Source organism: Cellulomonas soli (genome assembly GCF_013409305.1).
Classification (GTDB): domain Bacteria; phylum Actinomycetota; class Actinomycetes; order Actinomycetales; family Cellulomonadaceae; genus Cellulomonas; species Cellulomonas soli.
The window spans coordinates 4,064,425-4,081,495 of the sequence record NZ_JACBZJ010000001.1; the positions used below are offsets into that span (position 1 = coordinate 4,064,425).

A 17,071-nucleotide genomic window follows, 5' to 3' on the forward strand; every position below is an offset into this window, starting at 1 on the left:
CACAGGACGCCGGGTCAGCCGCCGTCAGGCTCAGCGGTACCCGTCGCCGAGCACCCCGAGGGCACGGGCGAGGTCGTCCGGGTAGTCGCTCGACAGCTCGAGCCACGAGCCGGTCGAGGGGTGCTCGAAGCCCAGCCGCACGGCGTGCAGCCACTGCCGGCTCAGCCCGACGCGCTGGGCCAGCGCGGGGTCCGCACCGTAGGTCAGATCACCCACGCACGGGTGCCGCAGCGCCGAGAAGTGCACGCGGATCTGGTGCGTACGCCCTGTCTCCAGGTGCACCTCGACGAGCGAGGCTGCCGGCAGCATCTCGAGCACCTCGTAGTGCGTGATCGAGGGCTTGCCGTCCGCGACCACCGCGAACTTCCAGTCCGAGGACGGGTGGCGCCCGATCGGCGCATCGATCGTGCCGGTCGTGGGTTCCGGGTGGCCCTGCACGAGCGCGTGGTACACCTTCTCGACCGTGCGCTCCTTGAACGCACGCTTGAGCACCGTGTACGCGTGCTCGCTCTTCGCCACGACCATGAGGCCTGACGTGCCCGCGTCGAGGCGGTGCACCACGCCCTGCCGCTCGGCCGCTCCTGAGGTCGAGATGCGGTAGCCGGCCGCGGCCAGAGCGCCGACGACCGTCGGCCCCGTCCAGCCCGGCGACGGGTGCGCCGCGACGCCGACCGGCTTGTCGACCACGACGAGGTCGTCGTCGTCGTGCACGATGCGCATCCCCGGGACCGGCTCGGGCACGACCTCGACCTGTCGCTCGCGCACGTCGGGGATCTCGACCTCGAGCCAGGCGCCCGCAACCAGGCGGTCCGACTTGCCCACCGGACGGCCGTCGACGTGCACGCCGCCGTCTGCGGCGATCTCGGCGGCCCGGGTCCGCGACAGCCCGAGCAGCCGCGAGAGCGCGGCGTCGACCCGTTCGCCTGCGAGCCCGTCCGGGACGGGCAACGAGCGGGTCTCAGGCACGAGGCTCCTCCGAACCGGACGGCTGCTCGTCGGCTGCCGGCTCGGGCAGCGTTTGCTCGGGCAGCGCCTGCTCGGGCAGCGCACCGTCGCTCCCCCGGTCGCCGGGCGCAGGGTCGCCCTCAGCCGCGTCGACCTCCCGCGTCCCGTCGAGCCGGACCCCGCGCAGCGCCAGGAGCATGACGAGGCCCGCCGCGGCGACGATCGCGATGTCGGCGACGTTGCCGATGAACCAGTCGCCGTAGGCCAGGAAGTCGACCACGTGCCCCCGGGCGAACCCCGGCTGCCGGAGGAACCGGTCGACGAGGTTGCCGAGCGCACCACCCAGGAGCAGCCCGAGCGCCACGGCCCAGCCGACCGATCCCAGCCGCCGCGCGGCACGGATCACCACGACGACCACCACGGATGCCACAACGGTGAGCACCCAGGTCGTCCCGTTGGCGATGCCGAGCGCGGCACCGGAGTTGCGGATGAGCTGCAGCCCGAAGAGGTCGCCCAGGAGCGCCGTCCGGGACCCTTGCTCGAGAGCCGACAAGGCCCAGGCCTTGGTGAGCTGGTCGACCGCGAGGACGCCGACCGCGAGCAGGACGAGCGTCAGGAGCAGGCGACGACGTCGGGCAGGGTCCACCGAAGGTGAGGAAGGGTCCACCGGGGACGAGGAAGGGTCCACCGGAGACGGGGACGACGCAGGGGAAGGCACCGCAGGAGTCTACGGGCGGCTCAGCGACGCTCCTCGCGCTGCTTGCACTCCACGCAGAGCGTCGCCCGAGGGAACGCCTGCAGCCGCGCCTTGCCGATCGCACGCCCGCACGACTCGCACGTGCCGTACGTCCCGGCCGTGATGCGGCCGAGCGCGTGCTGCGACTGCGCGAGCAGGTCGCGCGTGTTGTTGACGAGCGTGAGCTCCTGCTCCCGCTCGAGCGCGCTCGAGCCGGAGTCCGCCTGGTCGTCCCCGGCACCGTCGCCGGAGTTGCGCAGCAGGTCGGACAGCTCGGCGTCCGCGGTCGCGAGCTCGCCGGTGAGCCGGTCGATCTCGGAGGTCAGCTCGTCGGCGATCTCCCGGACCTCGGCGCCGGTCCAGATCTCCTCGCCGTCCCGCACCAGGAACTGCTGCGCCAGGCGCGCGAGCTCCTTGTTGTCGAACGTCACGGCCACAGCCGGGCTCAAGGCGTCATTGCTGGCCACGATCGTCCCCCCTGTCCTCGAAGTCACGCGAATGTATGCGCCGTGGCGCCATGGCACAACTCACCACGCCGGGTGAAACCCCGGCGTGGTGAGTGGTGCGAGGACCTGGGTCGACCCTCAGAGGCCCTGACCGTCGCCCACCGGCTGCGCCTGCCCGGAGCGGGGCGGCAGCGCGTTGCCACGGTTGTCGAGGTCACCGAGCAGGTTCTCGAGGTAGCTCTTCAGACGCGTGCGGTAGTCACGCTCGAAGACCCGCAGCTCGTCGATCTTGCGCTCGAGGAGCGACCGCTCCTGCTCGAGCTGGCCCAACGTGCGCTGCGAGGTCTCCTCGGCGTCGCGGACGATGCGCGTCGCCTGGGACTTCGCCTCACCGATGAGGCGGTCCGACTCCTCCTGGCCGCTGCGCACGTAGTCGTCGTGCAGCTTCTGCGCCAGGGCGAGCATGCCGGTGGCCGACTCGGGCTCCGTGCCGCGCACGGGCGCGGACACCACGGGGGCCACGACCGGTGCGACCGGGGCCGCGAGGACGGGCGCCGGTGCGGGGACGGGCTCAGGGACGGGCTCCGGCTTCGGCGCCGGCGCCGCCTGCTGGGCACCCGCCCGGCTGAGCTCCGCGATCCGGCGCTCGGCGGCCGCAAGCTTCGTCTTGAGGTCCTCGTTCTCGCCCTGCAGGTCGCGCAGGGTGTTGACGACCTCGTCCAGGAAGTCGTCGACCTCGTCCTGGTCGTAGCCCTCGCGGAACTTGGTGGCCTGGAACTTCTTGTTCAGGACGTCGTCTGCGGTCAGCAGTGCCATCGTCGTCACCTCGGTTTGTCGAGCAGGGTCTGGCCGGCGGTATTCACCGACCGCCTCGGCCCACCGTAGCGGAGATCGTGCAGCACGCACGCTTCCCGACACCCCGGTCGCCGAGCGGGACACGGTCAGGCCCGGGCAAGTGCACCCAGGACGGACATGAGGATCGTGCAGCCCAGGAAGAGCACCATGAAGGCCAGGTCGACACGCACCTGACCGATGCCCAGGGGCGGCAGGACCCTGCGGAGAGCGCGCAACGGCGGGTCGGTCACGGAGTACGCGACCTCGGCGATCACGAGGACCACACCGGTCGGCTTCCACTCACGCGCGAACACCTGGACCCAGTCGATGACCAGGCGCACGAGCAGCAGGAGGAAGAACGCCCCGACGACGAGCTGGAGCAGGCTGGCGACAAGACGCACCGATCAGCCCGGTCAGCTCTGGTTGAAGAACCCGGCGCGCACGACCGGGTCGGGCTGCCGCGTCTCACCGGACACCTCGACGTGCGCGGGCGAGAGCAGGAACACCTTGCTCGTGACCCGCTCGATGGCGCCGTGCAGCCCGAAGATCAGCCCCGCGGAGAAGTCGACGAGCCGCTTGGCGTCCGCGTCGTCCATGTCCGTGAGGTTCATGATCACCGGGGTGCCCTCACGGAACGCCTCGCCGATCTTGCGCGCGTCGTTGTACGAGCGCGGGTGGATCGTCGTGATGCGCCGAAGGTCGGTGTGCGGCGGCGCAGCCGCGACAGGGGCCGCCACAGGGGCGGCGCGGCGCAGGGGCGTGACCTGAGCCTCGTACTCGTGCGGCACCTCGACCTCCACCTCGTCGTACTCGTCGACGTAGTCCTCGTGCTCGACGCGGTCGTCGGCCAGGCCGAGGTACAGCATCGTCTTGCGAAGCGCTCCGGCCATCGCGATCTCCCATCCCCTCCGGACCCCGGCGTACCGAGGTCACGGACCCGTCAGGTCTTCACCATCTTGTCGGCACGCTAGCAACGCCACCCGTGCGACCGACGACGACACGCCCGCGTGTCGGAGTTCGGGTGCTTGACAGGCTCACGGACGCCGCGCTCGCCGCCGGGTTCCTCGGACCGCCGGGACGGCTCAGACGGGCGCCCGCACGACGCCGGCGAACCGGCCCGTCGGCCGACCGCCCGCGCGCCGGTGGGAGAACAGCGCGTCGTCCGTCCAGGTGTCGCGTGCGACGTGCAGCACGTCACGCAGCCCGAGGCGCTCGAGCTCGGCCAGGACCCCGGCCGGCAGGTCGAGCGCGGGCGTCCCCCACGACGTGGTCGCCCAGGTCGCCGGGTGCCGTGCCGCGACCTCGTCGCGCAGCTCCGCGGGCACCTCGTAGGACACCCCGGCGATCGACGGGCCGACGGCTGCGCGGATGCGGCCCGGCTGCGCCCCGCGGGCGACCATCGCGGCGACGGCCGCGTCCACGACACCGGCGACCAGACCGCCGCGCCCCGCGTGGACCGCGGCCACCACACCGGCCCGGGCGTCCGCGAGGAGCACCGGAACGCAGTCGGCGACCAGGACGGCGACCGCGATCGCGCCCGTGCCCGAGACGAGGGCGTCGCCCGTGCCCGCGGTCGCGTCCGCGGCGTCGACCTGGAGGACGTGGGCACCGTGGACCTGCGTGGCGAAGACCACCGGCGCCCCGACCCAGCCGGCCACCCGCTCGCGGTTGCGGACGACCCGGCCCGGGTCGTCCTGCACGGCCGTGCCGAGGTTCAGCGTGTCCCACGGCGCCGGGCTCACCCCTCCGGCACGCGTGGTGAACCCCGCCCGGACCCCGGGGCCGAGGTCGACCTCGATGACCTCGGCGAGCCCGTGCGAGACCTCCGGCACGCTCACTTGAGGAAGTCGGGCACGTCCAGCTCGTCGCGCTGACGGTGACCGTCGTCCTCGGGGAAGATCCGGGGGACCTCGAGCGCACCCGTGACCGGCGCCGGCTCGGCGGCGCTCGACAGGAACGTGGGCACCTCGTGACGGACCGGGGCGAGCGACGGGACACCCGCGGGCAGCACGTCGTCCTCGGGGTCGAGCACGGGTCGCGGCGTCGCCGCACGCACCGGGGCTGCGGCGGGGACCGACGGGACCTGGCGCGGCGCCGAGCCGGAGACCTGTCCCAGACCGCGCGAGTCGCGACGCTGGACCGGCACACCGCCGTCGAAGCCGGCGGCGATGACCGTGACCCGCACCTCGTCGCCGAGCGCGTCGTCGATGACCGCACCGAAGATGATGTTGGCCTCGGGGTGCGCGGCCTCCTGCACGAGGCGGGCCGCCTCGTTGATCTCGAAGAGCCCGAGGTCGGAACCACCCTGGATCGACAGCAGCACGCCGTGGGCGCCGTCGATGCTCGCCTCGAGCAGCGGCGAGGAGATCGCCAGCTCGGCGGCCTGCACGGCACGGTCCTCGCCGCGGGCGAAGCCGATGCCCATGAGCGCGGAGCCCGCGCCCTGCATGACGGACTTGACATCGGCGAAGTCGAGGTTGATCAGACCGGGCGTGGTGATGAGGTCCGTGATCCCCTGCACGCCGGAGAGCAGCACCTGGTCCGCGGAGTGGAAGGCGTCGAGCACCGAGACCGAGCGGTCGGAGATGGACAGCAGGCGGTCGTTGGGGATGACGATGAGCGTGTCGACCTCGGCGCGCAGCGCCTCGATGCCCGTGTCCGCCTGGACCGACCGGCGACGGCCCTCGAACGTGAACGGGCGGGTCACGACGCCGATCGTCAGCGCGCCGAGCGAGCGCGCGATGCGGGCCACGACGGGCGCACCACCCGTGCCCGTGCCGCCGCCCTCGCCCGCGGTGACGAAGACCATGTCGGCGCCGCGCAGGACGTCCTCGATCTCCTCCTGGTGGTCCTCGGCGGCCTTCTTGCCGACCTCGGGGTCGGCACCGGCGCCGAGCCCACGGGTGAGCTCACGACCGACGTCGAGCTTGACGTCGGCGTCGGACATCAGCAGCGCCTGCGCGTCGGTGTTGATCGCGATGAACTCGACACCCTTGAGGCCGACCTCGATCATCCGGTTGACGGCGTTGACGCCGCCGCCGCCGATGCCGACGACCTTGATGACCGCCAGGTAGTTCTGCGGAGCTGCCACGGTGGGTGCCTCTCGTTCTCATGCCGTCCCGGCAGGTGCCGGATGGTGCCGGGAGCTGCCGGAGCAGCGGGTGCTCGACCCCGCTCGCGGCGCACCGCGGTCGAGCATCGAACCTTCACCCTCAGGTTGAGGGTTATAGTTATGTCAGATCTGCTGTCGTCCGTGACGGTAGGTGCGCTCGTGCGTGCGATCAACGACCGGGCCGCGCGTGTCGCCATCCACGTCGGCGCGCCGCACCCCGGACCCACCCGCGGCATCCCGCTCCCACCGACCGCGCAGCACGCCGGTCACCGGGTGATCGGCAGGGTCGGCGCGGAGACGTCGAACACCGTCGCCCCCGCCGTGGCCGGAGAGGCGCGCAACGCCGCGAGCACCGCGACCTTCAGCCCCGTGTCCTGCGCGCTCCCCCAGTCGACCTGCGCACCGTCCCGCAACGTCATCGTCACGGTGTCCTGGGTCTGCGCCGACACGCCTGCGACCTGGGCGAGGAGGTCGTCGGGCAGCTGCTCGAGCACGTCCAGCACGGCCCCGAGCGTGCGGGCCTCGCCGACCGGCACGTCCACCACCGGCAGACCCTCCGGCGCGGCGTCGACCCTGCCGACCTGCACGCCCTCCATGTCCAGCAGCGCGTACCCGAGCGCGTCGCCCTCACCCGTCGGCACCGCCGCGACCGGCTCGCGGGCCACGAGGACGACCTGCAGACCGTGCGGCCACGTGCGGGTGACTTTCGCCTCACGCACGCCCGGCACGTCCAGCACGTGGTCACGCAGCGCGACCGTGTCCAGGCGGGGAAGAGGCGTCCCGTCGTACGGCTGCACCGCGGCCATCACCGCGGCGACGTCGACCACGGCATCCGCACCGTCGACGACGACCTCGTCCATGTGCAGCGCCAGCACGGACGAGAGCAGCAGCAGCCAGACCAGACCGCCGACGAGCACGAGCCCGCCGACCACCGCCGCCACCTGCCGTCGGGCCAGCACCCGACGGGCGTGCGCCCGCTCCGCGAACCGCTCGACCGACCGCGGCGAGACCACGGGCGGCCGCACGGGACCGCCCCAGGCGCCCGCACCTGAACCGGCACCGGCACCGGCACCGACAGCCGCGGGGCGCGATGTCGTCCGACGTGGATCCACCAGCACACGCGAGCCGCTCGACGCCTTCTCCCGCTCCGCAGGACCGTCCGTCGATCGCTTCGCCGGCCGCTTCGCCGGCGCCGGGGTCGCCTTGCCGCGCGACGCGGCCTCGTCCGCCGGGACCTCATCGCCCTGCCCGGACGGCCCGTACGCCCCGGCCCTCCCGGACCCCGTCGACGCCGAACCCGGCCGCGGCGCGCCGTCGGACGCGGCGCGACGCGGCGCCGTCGGCCGACGTGCGCCCGGCCGTGGAGCCGGCGGACGGGACGGGCTCACGCCGGACCGCCTCCCGGGTCGGCGCTCGCGCCGGCGCTCGAGGACGTGGCACCCAGCAGCTCCAGGACGACCGGACCGAGCTCGGTCACGTCACCGGCGCCGACCGTCAGCAGCAGGTCGCCAGGACGGGCGTGCGCGGCGATCGCCGCGGCGGCCCCGAGCCGGTCGGGCACGAACGTCGCCACGGTGCCCGCCGGAACCTGGTCGACCACGAGCGCGCCGGTCACCTCGGGGTCGGGATCCTCGCGTGCGGCGTACACGTCCGTGACGACGACCACGTCGGCCAGCCCGAAGGCCTCGCCGAACTCGCGTGCGAACGTCCGGGTGCGGGAGTAGAGGTGCGGCTGGAAGAGCGCGAGCACACGACCGCCGTCCGCGACCGTCCGGGCGGCCCGCAGCAGCGCGGCCACCTCCGTGGGGTGGTGCGCGTAGTCGTCGACGACCCGGACCCCGCCCACGGTGCCCCGGTCCTCGAAGCGTCGGCCGGTACCCCGGAACGCCTCCAGGCCGCGTGCGGCCTCCTCGGCCGAGAGCCCCAGACGCCGCAGCACGGCCCACGCAGCGGCCGCGTCGAGCGCGTTGTGCGCCCCGGGCACGGCCAGCCGCACCTCGACGCTCGCCCCGTCCTGTGCCGTGAGGCTCACCGACCAGCGATCGCCGTCGGCGACCTGGTCCCCCACCACGACGTCGGCATCGGCGGCCCGGCCGTAGGTCACCACGTCCGTCCCCGCGGCGGCCAACGGCTCACGGACCTGCTCGACGAGCCGAACCGCGCCCGGGTCGTCCGCGCACGCCACGAGCAGGCCGCCCGGACGGATCCGCCGCGCGAACCGGGTGAACGCCTCCTCGAAGGCCTCGCGCGTGCCGTAGTGGTCGAGGTGGTCCGGCTCGACGTTCGTCACGACGGCCACCAGCGGCCGGTAGGCGAGGAAGGACCCGTCGGACTCGTCGGCCTCCGCGACGAACACCGGACCGTGCCCGTCCCGGCTCCCGCCCAGGGGCCCCTCGTCGGACAGCACCGAGCCACCGATCGCGAACGACGGGTCGGCGCCCTCCTCGACGAGCGCCGTGGCGATCATCGCCGAGGTCGTGGTCTTGCCGTGCGCGCCGGCGACGGCGACGGAGTCCCGGTCCGCCATGAGCGCCGCCAGAGCCTCCGAGCGGTGCAGGACGCGCAGCCCCCGCGCACGCGCCTCGGTCAGCTCGGGGTTCGACTCGCGCACCGCCGAGGACACCACGACGGTGCGCGCACTCCCGAGGTGCGCCGGGTCGTGGCCCACGAACACCTGCACGCCGGCCGCTCGCAGCCCCGGCAACGCGGGTCTGTCGTGCGCGTCGGAACCGCTCGTCGGGACCCCTCGGGCCGCCAGCAGTGCGGCGATCGCCGACATGCCCGCCCCGCCGACGCCGATCAGGTGGGTGGCGCCGAGCGCGAGGACGTCGTCGGTGGCCGGCGGGAGGTGAGCCTCGACGAGGCGTGCCACGCGGGTCGCCGCGTCGCTCACGCCGACCCCGGCCGCCGCGGCGGCCATGCGGGACCGCGTCGCGGCCGCATCCGCCCCGACGAGCAGCCCGATGACGTGCTCCTCGACCCACGCCGCGTCGAGCGCGGCGTCGTCCACCAGCAGACCACCGCCGGCCTCGACGACCGGGGCCGCGTTGAGCCGCTGCTCACCGTTGCCGATCGGCAGCGGGACGTACACGGCCGGGATGCCGAGCGCCGCCAGCTCGCACACCGTCCCGGCGCCCGCCCGGCCCAGCACGACGTCGGCGACGGCGAGCCCGAGGTGCATCTGCGAGAGGTACGGAAGCACGTGGTAGCGCTCGGCGCCGGGCAGTCCCTCGAGGCGCGCTCGCACGGCCCGGTCCTTGTCGGCACCCGTCAGGTGCAGCACCTGGACGCCGGCGGCCAGCAGCGCCGAGGCGGCCGAGGAGACCGCCGTGTTCACGCTCACCGCGCCGAGCGACCCGCCCGTCACGAGCAGCGTGGGCAGGTCCGGGTCGAGCCCGAGCTCGGCGGCAGCCGATCGACGCGCCCCCGAGGCGTCCGTGGCCCGCTCCTCGAGGAGCCGGGCGATCGGTGCCCGCAACGGCAGCCCCACGACCTGCTCACCGGGAAGGCCCGTGCCGCCGAAGGTGACCGCCACCTCGGCCGCCCAACGGGCGCCGAGCTTGTTCGCGAGGCCCGCACGGGCGTTCTGCTCGTGGATGACGACCGGCACGCCCCGGCGGCGGGCCGCCAGGTAGGCCGGCGTCGAGACGTACCCGCCGAACCCCACGACGACCTGCGCGCCGTACTCCTCGATCGCACGGTCGGCCGCGTGCACCGCCTCCTGCAGGCGACCCGGGAGGCGGAACCAGTCGAGCGTGGGTCGACGGGGAAGCGGCACCCGCGGCACGACGGCCAGGGGCAGGCCGTGCTCGGGCACCAGGCGCGCCTCGAGGCCGCTCGCAGTACCCAGCACGGTCACCTGCACCGACGGGTCGCGGCGACGCAGCTCGTCGGCCACGGCCAGCAGCGGGTTGACGTGCCCGGCCGTGCCACCCCCGGCGAGCAGCACGGACCGCGGCGCCCGTGCACCCCCCGACGGCTGCGCAGGGGTGGTCGTCGGTGCGGCGGCGGTGCTGATGGGGTCCTCGTTCCGGTGGGGCTGACGGTCGGCTCTCTGGCGGGTCCGGCTGCCGGGGGCGTCCCGCGGGGGGTCGACCTGCCCGTCAGCCACGGGTGCGGCCGATCACGGCCAGCGAGCGTCGCACGACGCTCGGGCGGGCGGCAAGGGCCTGGGCCGCTCCCGGTTCCGTGCGCGCGAAGGCGATCACGACACCGAGCGCTGCCATCGTCATGATCAGCGCGGACCCGCCCGCCGAGACGAGCGGCAGAGGCACGCCGATGACGGGTGCGAGCCCGATCACGACTGCGATGTTGACCAGCGCCTGCCCGATGATCCAGCACAGGATCGCGCCCGTGGTGATCCGCACGAACGGGTCGGGGTGGCGACCGATGAGCCGGACCATCGCCAGGGCGAGCAGCGCGAACAGGCCGAGGACGAGCAGCGTCCCGATCAGCCCCAGCTCCTCGCCGATGATCGCGAAGATGAAGTCGTTGTGCGCCTCGGGCAGGTACGACCACTTCTCGCGGCTCTCCCCCAGGCCGAGCCCGCCCCAACCTCCGGTGGCCAGCCCGTACCCGCCGTGCAGCGTCTGGTAGCAGTCGCTCGTCGGGTCGCACGAGTCCGACAGCCAGCTCAGGATCCGGTTCATCCGGTTCGTGCTCGACCGGGTCAGCATCACGGCGACGGCCACGCCTGCCCCCGCGGCCACCCCGAAGATCCGCAGCGGAACCCCCGCGACGAACATGGCCCCACCCACGAGCAGCAGCAGCACCAACGCCGTGCCCAGGTCGTGACCTGCGAGGACGGCGCCCACGGCGATCCCCGCCACCGGAGCAGCCGGGACGAGTGCGTGCTTCCACTCCTGCAGGAGCGCCTGCTTGCGCGAAAGGACGGCACCGAGCCACAGCGCGAGGGCCAGCTTGATGGCCTCAGAGGGCTGCGCGGTGAAACCACCGACACACACCCAGTTCTGGTTGCCGCCCGTGCCGCAGCCGACGCCCGGCACGAAGACCAGCAACTGGAATGCCACCGCCGCTACCAGCGCGGGCCACGCGACCGCGCGCAGCACCCGCACGGGCACCCGCGTGAGCACGAGCATGAGCGGCAGCCCCATGAGCGCGTACCGGGCCTGGTTGACGAAGACCGCGTACGGGGAGTTGCCCTCGTCGAGCGACTCGACGCTCGAGCTGGACAGCACCATGACGAGCCCGATGACGAGCAGAAGCGCCGTCGCGCCGATCAGCACGTAGTAGCTCGTCACGGCGCTGTTCCAGTGGCCCAGGCCCGAGCCCGTCGGTGCGGGTGTCGCCGTGCTGCCGGACCGCGGGCCCGCCGGCGCACCGGTGGCAGGGCCGACGGCCTTCGTGCGGTCACGGCTGCCGGGGCGCGGGGTCGTCGCGGTCATCGCACGGCCCTCACGCGCCGGGGGCGTCCGCCGTGAGCGCGTGCACGGCGGCGACGAAGGCCTCACCCCGGGCGGCGTACGAGGCGAACTGGTCCATCGAGGCGCAGGCGGGGGCGAGCAGGACGCTGACGCGCTCGTCCGTGCCCGCGACCGCGGCGAGGCGGCGGGCGGACTGCACGGCACGGGTCATCACCGTCCCAGTGTCACCGCCGTCGACCTCGACGACGGTGACCTCGGGTGCGTGTCGGGCGAGCGCGTCCCGCAACGGCGCGCGGTCGGTGCCGATCAGGACGGCGGCACGCAGGCGGTCTCGACGGGCGATGACGAGCTCGTCGAAGCTGGCGCCCTTGGCCAGACCCCCCGCGATCCACACCACGGAGCCTTGGTCGAAGGAGCCCAGCGACGCCGCGGCTGCGTGCGCGTTCGTGGCCTTCGAGTCGTCGACGTACGCCACGCCGTCGACCTCGGCGACCGTGACGATGCGGTGCGCCCCCGGGGCGTAGGCGCGGAGTCCTTCACGGATCGCGGCAGGCGTGACGCCGTGCGCGAGTGCGAGGCATGCGGCCGCCAACGCGTCCTGGACGACGTGCGGGGGCACGGTGCCGTCGGGTCCGGCGAGCCGGTCGAGGTCGGCGAGCGTCCCCAGCTCGGCGGCGTGGGTGTGCCGCAGGCGGGAGAACCCGCGGTCGACCAGGACGTCCTCGACCGCACCGACCTGTCCGACGCCCGGGGTGCCGACGGTGAAGCCCACGGCGACGGCGCCGTCGAGGACGTCGGCGTCACGGACCAACGACTCGGTGCGCGGGTCGGCCACGTTGTAGACGCAGGCGACCTGGGCTCGTTCGAAGATGCGGCCCTTGTCGGCGGCGTAGGCCTCGAGCGAACCGTGCCAGTCGAGGTGGTCGGGGGCCACATTGAGCACCGCGGCCGCCTGTGCGGACATGCTGTGCGTGAAGTGCAGCTGGAAGCTCGACAGCTCGACGGCCAGCACGTCCAGGTCGGGGTCGGTCGCGGCGAGCACCACCGGCGTGCCGACGTTCCCGACCGCCAGGGCCTGCTCCCCGCCGGCCTGCAGGATCGACTCGAGCATGCCGACGGTCGTGGTCTTGCCGTTGGTGCCGGTCACCGCAAGCCAGGGGGCCGGCCCGTGCCCGTGCGTGCGGTCGACGCGGACCTGCCAGGCGAGCTCGACCTCGCTCCAGACGGGGACACCGCGCTCCCCCGCGGACACGAGCAGCGGGTCGTGGGGCGACCACCCGGGGCTCGCGACCACCAGGTCGACCCGGTCGAGCCCACCGTCGGCCACGAACCGGGCGGGGTCTGCCGCGTCCGCGTCGGCCGCCCGCACGTCGACGGTCACCACCCGCGCGCCGCGGGCGGTGAGCACCTCGAGCGCCGCACGACCCGACACACCCAGACCCGCGACGACGACGCGGGCACCGTCCAGCACGACCACCTAGCCGGCCACCCATTCCGCGTAGAAGATGCCGACGCCCAGCGCCACGAACAGCCCGGCGATGATCCAGAACCGGATGACGATCGTCACCTCACCCCACCCCGACAGCTCGAAGTGGTGGTGCAGCGGCGCCATCTTGAAGACGCGCTTGCCGGTCATCTTGAAGAAGCCGATCTGGATGATGTCGGAGAGCACCACGAGCACGAACAGCCCACCGATGATCGCGGCGAGGATCTCCGTGCGCGACACGATCGACAGCCCGGCGAGCGCACCGCCGAGCGCGAGCGAGCCGGTGTCGCCCATGAAGATCCGAGCGGGGCTCGCGTTCCACCACAGGAAGCCGAAGCAGGCACCGGTAATGGCCGAGGCCACCACCGCGAGCGCGAGCGGGTCGCGCGTCTCGTAGCAGCGGGGTCCGACCGAGGCGAGGAACTGGCAGCTCTGGTTGAACTGCCACACGCCCACCAGGACGTACGCGCCGAACACGATGAGCGAGACGCCCGTGGCCAGGCCGTCCAGGCCGTCGGTCAGGTTGACGGCGTTGGACCAGGCCGTGATGAGGAAGTTCGCCCAGATCACGAACAGCACGACGCCGACGGCAGCCCCGGCGAACGCCAGGTCGAGGTTCGTGTCGCGGATGAAGGAGATGCGCGTGGAGGCCGGCGTGCGGAACGTCTCGTTGGGGAACTGCAGCGCCGCCACGGCGAAGAGCACGCCGACGACGCCCTGCCCCACGATCTTCCACCGCGCCTTGAGCCCGAGGCTGCGCTGGCGGGAGATCTTGATGAAGTCGTCGAGGAACCCGACGACCCCCAGGCCCGTCATGAGGAACAGCACCAGCACGGCGGACGCGGACGGGACGGTCCCGGTCGCCAGCAGGGCGCCCGCCCACCCGAGCAGGGTCGCCCCGATGATCACGACACCGCCCATGGTCGGTGTCCCGCGCTTGGTGAAGTGCGCGGTCGGGCCGTCCTGCCGGATGAACTGGCCGTACTGCTTGCGGACCAGGAACCGGATGAACAGCGGGGTGCCCAGCAGCGCGACGACCATCGCCAGGCCGCCGGAGATCAGGACGGCCTTCACGGGGTGACCTCCGCAGCGACGAGCCGGTCACCGAGCCGCCACAGACCGGCGTCCTTCGAGGACTTCACGAGCACGACATCGCCCGGGCGCAGCTCGCTCTCGAGCAGGTCTGCCGCCGCGTCGACATCCGCGACGATGACGACCTCGTCACCCCAGGAACCCTCGCGGACCGCGCCGGCAGCGATACCTTCCGCACCCGTCCCCACGACGACCGTCAGCCCGATGTTGAGCCGGACGACCTGCAGGCCGATCATCTCGTGCTCGGTACGGGCGTCGGGGCCGAGCTCCATCATCTCGCCGAGCACCGCGACCGAGCGCCGGTCGCGCCCGGCGAGGACCGCCAGGGCACGCAGCGCGGCGCGCACGGAGTCGGGGTTGGCGTTGTAGGAGTCGTCGACGACGGTCACGCCGTCGGCCCGTTCGACCACGTGCATCCGGTGCGGGCTCAAGGCGTCCGCGCGGGACAGCCGCTCGGCGACCTCGTCGAGCCGCAGCCCGAGCGCCAGCCCCGCGGCCGCGGCGGCCAGGGCGTTGTGCACGTGGTGCTCACCCACGAGCAGCAGCTGCACCGGGGCGTGCCGGCCGTCCACCACGAGCTGGAACGAGGCCCGGCCCGTCCGGTCGACCCGCACGTCGTGGGCGCGGACAGTCGAGGCCGGGGCGTTGCCGAAGGTGATGATCTTCCCGGGCGCACGCCCGGCCATGGCCGCCACCCGCGGGTCGTCGGCGTTGAGGATCGCGACGCCGTCGGCGACCAGGCCGTCGACGAGCTCGGCCTTCGCCGTCGCGACCGCCTCGATCCCGCCGAAGCCTCCGAGGTGCGCGTGGCCGACGACGAGGACCACCGCGATGTCGGGCGGTGCCACGTCCGTGAGGTAGGTCAGGTGCCCGGGTCCGCTCGCGCCCATCTCCAGGACGAGGTACCGGGTGTGCTCGTCGGCCCGCAGCACCGTGAGCGGCAGCCCGATCTCGTTGTTGAACGAGCGCACGGGTGCGACGGTCGGCCCGCTCTCGGCGCACAGCTGCGAGAGCAGGTCCTTGGTCGTCGTCTTGCCGACCGAACCGGTGACGGCCAGCACCTGCAGACCGGAGCCGCCGGGGGCCGCGGCCGCCAGTCGCAGCCTGACCAGGACCTCGCGTGCGAGGTCGCCCAGCGCCCGCTCGACGTCGGGCACGACGAGCGTGGGCAGCGCCGATCCGGAGGCGTCGACCAGCTCGCGGGCCGCGAGGACGAGGACGGCGCCGGCAGCGACGGCGGACGCCGCGTAGTCGTGCCCGTCGACGTTCTCGCCGGGCAGCGCGACGAACAGCGCACCCTGGTCGACCTCGCGCGAGTCCACGATCACCGGGCCGCTCACCACGGTGGCCGCAGGCACCCCGGGTGCGAGCACACCACCGGTCACGTCGGCGATCTCCGCCGCGGTCAACGCGATCACGCGATCGACCCCTGCCGTGCGACGCGGGTCTCATGGGCGGCGTGCGCCTCGCGCAGCACGTCGCGGTCGTTGTACCGGTGGAACACGCCGGCGATCTCCTGTGTCGGTTCGTGGCCCTTGCCCGTGATGATCACGGTGTCCTGGTCGGTCGCCAGGGCGAGGGCGTCGTGGATGGCCTGCGTGCGGCTGGTCGCCTCGTGCACGTCGGTCAGGTGGGGGCGCTGGCTGCGCACGCCGTCGAGGATCGCGGCGCGGATCGTGGCCGGGTCCTCCGAGCGGGGGTTCTCGTCGGTGACGACGACGACGTCCGCCAGGCGGGCGGCGATCTCGCCCATGAGCGGGCGCTTGCCCTGGTCGCGGTCCCCGTCGGAGCCGAGCACGAGGATCAGCCTGCCGGGCGTGATCGGCCGGACCGCCTCGAGGGCGAGCACGAGCGCGTCCGGGGTGTGGGCGTAGTCGACGAGGGACAGCGGCAGGCCGCCGCCCCGCTCGATGACCCGCTCCATGCGCCCGGGGATCTCGTGGGCGTGCGCGACCGCCTCGATCGCGACGTCCAGGTCGACGCCCGCGGCGTGCGCGACGACGACCGCGAGGGCCGCGTTGGAGACGTTGACCAGCCCCGGCAGCGGGCTCGCCGCCGTGTGCTCGGCGCCGTCGGGGCCACGCAGCACGAACGTCGAACCGACGCCGTCCAGACCGATGTCCGCGCCGACCACCGCCCAGTCGGCGTCCGCGGACTCAAGCGACCCGACGTGCGTGGCGACCGACTCGACGGGGATGGCCGACTCTGCGACCAGCCGCCGGCCCCACTCGTCGTCGACGACCACGACGCCCCGACGGGCCTGCCCCGGCGCGAACAGCTTCGCCTTGTCGCGGAAGTACCCCTCCATGTCGCCGTGGAAGTCCAGGTGGTCGCGCTGCAGGTTGGTGAACGCAGCGACGTCGAACTCCAGGCCGCGCACCCGGCCGAGCGCGAGCGCGTGCGAGGACACCTCGGTGGACACCGCGCTCGCCCCCCGCTCGAGCGCCAGCGCGAGGATCGCCTGGAGCACCGGGGCCTCGACGGTCGTCCGCGGGCTCTCGATGGCCTCCTCGCCGATCCGCAGCTCGACCGTGCCGAGCACCGCGGTCGTCGCGTGCCTCGCGCGCAGCGCCGCGTCGACGAAGTAGGTGGTCGTCGTCTTGCCGTTGGTGCCCGTGATGCCGACCGTCACGAGCCGGGTGCCGGGCTCGTCGTGCAACCACGCGGCGACGGGGCCGGCCAGCGCGCGAGGGTCGTCGGCGAGAAGCACGGGGGCACGGGCGCCGAGGCCTGCGTCCGCGAGCAGGCGCTGGCCCGCCTCGTCGGTGAGAACCGCCGCCGCACCCGCGTCGAGGGCCTGAGCGGCGTACGCGGCCCCGTGCACCTTGAGCCCGGGCACCGCCACGAAGACGTCCCCGGGCAGCACGTCCGCGCTGGCGAGCACGACACCGCTGGTCACGGCGTCGTCGGGCAGCGCAGCACCGGCGGTGCGCAGCGCGAAGCGGGAGACGAGGTCGACGATCCGCCGGGCCGTGGGATGCTCGGGGCGCATCCGGCCCTGGGGGGACGTCATGACGGAGAATCTACCCTGCACGC

15 protein-coding genes are annotated in these 17,071 nt (G+C 73.5%); all 15 read right to left on the reverse strand.

What is annotated here, in order from left to right:
- Positions 1–30 precede the first annotated feature (30 nt).
- The 15 genes from BKA22_RS18530 to BKA22_RS18600 all read right to left on the reverse strand — a co-directional run bounded on the left by BKA22_RS18530 (position 31) and on the right by BKA22_RS18600 (position 17,048).
- Positions 31–966, reverse strand: coding sequence for an RluA family pseudouridine synthase (locus tag BKA22_RS18530; RefSeq protein WP_146952358.1), 936 nt, complete (start codon positions 964–966; stop codon positions 31–33).
- The gene (gene lspA / locus BKA22_RS18535) at positions 959–1,591 is read right to left on the reverse strand and encodes a signal peptidase II (protein ID WP_307725878.1); all 633 of its coding nucleotides are present in this window, start codon (positions 1,589–1,591) and stop codon (positions 959–961) included. Before lspA ends, BKA22_RS18530 begins: the two co-directional genes overlap by 8 nt.
- Positions 1,592–1,683: 92 nt before the next feature.
- Positions 1,684–2,148, reverse strand: a complete 465-nt coding sequence (locus BKA22_RS18540) for a TraR/DksA family transcriptional regulator (protein WP_146952356.1) — start codon at positions 2,146–2,148, stop codon at positions 1,684–1,686.
- Positions 2,149–2,265: 117 nt separating this feature from the next.
- Complete coding sequence (locus BKA22_RS18545) at positions 2,266–2,943, reverse strand: DivIVA domain-containing protein (protein WP_146952355.1); 678 nt, start codon at positions 2,941–2,943, stop codon at positions 2,266–2,268.
- 125 nt (positions 2,944–3,068) lie between these two features.
- Positions 3,069–3,362: a YggT family protein gene (locus tag BKA22_RS18550; RefSeq protein ID WP_146952354.1), complete on the reverse strand. Its 294-nt coding sequence runs from the start codon at positions 3,360–3,362 to the stop codon at positions 3,069–3,071.
- A 12-nt stretch (positions 3,363–3,374) separates the two neighbouring features.
- Entirely contained in the window at positions 3,375–3,851 is a 477-nt protein-coding gene (locus tag BKA22_RS18555; protein ID WP_146952353.1) for a cell division protein SepF, read from the reverse strand.
- Positions 3,852–4,043: 192 nt separating this feature from the next.
- Complete coding sequence (gene pgeF / locus BKA22_RS18560) at positions 4,044–4,799, reverse strand: peptidoglycan editing factor PgeF (RefSeq protein ID WP_223203500.1); 756 nt, start codon at positions 4,797–4,799, stop codon at positions 4,044–4,046.
- Positions 4,796–6,052, reverse strand: a complete 1,257-nt coding sequence (ftsZ, locus tag BKA22_RS18565; protein WP_146952352.1) for a cell division protein FtsZ — start codon at positions 6,050–6,052, stop codon at positions 4,796–4,798. Before ftsZ ends, pgeF begins: the two co-directional genes overlap by 4 nt.
- 287 nt (positions 6,053–6,339) lie before the next feature.
- Entirely contained in the window at positions 6,340–7,098 is a 759-nt protein-coding gene (locus BKA22_RS18570) for a cell division protein FtsQ/DivIB (protein ID WP_223203499.1), read from the reverse strand.
- 359 nt (positions 7,099–7,457) lie between these two features.
- Positions 7,458–10,022: a UDP-N-acetylmuramate--L-alanine ligase gene (gene murC, locus BKA22_RS20205; protein ID WP_307725877.1), complete on the reverse strand. Its 2,565-nt coding sequence runs from the start codon at positions 10,020–10,022 to the stop codon at positions 7,458–7,460.
- Positions 10,023–10,176: 154 nt separating this feature from the next.
- Positions 10,177–11,478 (reverse strand): putative lipid II flippase FtsW, encoded by a 1,302-nt coding sequence (ftsW, locus tag BKA22_RS18580; protein ID WP_146952350.1) that lies wholly within the window; start codon positions 11,476–11,478, stop codon positions 10,177–10,179.
- A 10-nt stretch (positions 11,479–11,488) separates the two neighbouring features.
- The gene (gene murD / locus BKA22_RS18585) at positions 11,489–12,934 is read right to left on the reverse strand and encodes a UDP-N-acetylmuramoyl-L-alanine--D-glutamate ligase (RefSeq protein WP_146952349.1); all 1,446 of its coding nucleotides are present in this window, start codon (positions 12,932–12,934) and stop codon (positions 11,489–11,491) included.
- Entirely contained in the window at positions 12,935–14,017 is a 1,083-nt protein-coding gene (gene mraY, locus BKA22_RS18590; protein ID WP_146952348.1) for a phospho-N-acetylmuramoyl-pentapeptide-transferase, read from the reverse strand.
- The gene (locus BKA22_RS18595) at positions 14,014–15,453 is read right to left on the reverse strand and encodes a UDP-N-acetylmuramoyl-tripeptide--D-alanyl-D-alanine ligase (RefSeq protein WP_146952347.1); all 1,440 of its coding nucleotides are present in this window, start codon (positions 15,451–15,453) and stop codon (positions 14,014–14,016) included. The genes mraY and BKA22_RS18595 overlap by 4 nt, the downstream gene beginning before the upstream one ends.
- Positions 15,450–17,048, reverse strand: a complete 1,599-nt coding sequence (locus BKA22_RS18600) for a UDP-N-acetylmuramoyl-L-alanyl-D-glutamate--2,6-diaminopimelate ligase (protein ID WP_146952346.1) — start codon at positions 17,046–17,048, stop codon at positions 15,450–15,452. The genes BKA22_RS18595 and BKA22_RS18600 overlap by 4 nt, the downstream gene beginning before the upstream one ends.
- Positions 17,049–17,071: the final 23 nt, after the last annotated feature.

Bases quoted from the DNA above. Each gene is read 5' to 3' on its own strand.
- BKA22_RS18600 (WP_146952346.1), bottom strand. From the start codon at position 17,048: ATGACGTCCCCCCAGGGCCGGATGCGCCCCGAGCATCCCACGGCCCGG.
- ftsW (WP_146952350.1), bottom strand. From the start codon at position 11,478: ATGACCGCGACGACCCCGCGCCCCGGCAGCCGTGACCGCACGAAGGCC.
- BKA22_RS18545 (WP_146952355.1), bottom strand. From the start codon at position 2,943: ATGGCACTGCTGACCGCAGACGACGTCCTGAACAAGAAGTTCCAGGCC.
- BKA22_RS18555 (WP_146952353.1), bottom strand. From the start codon at position 3,851: ATGGCCGGAGCGCTTCGCAAGACGATGCTGTACCTCGGCCTGGCCGAC.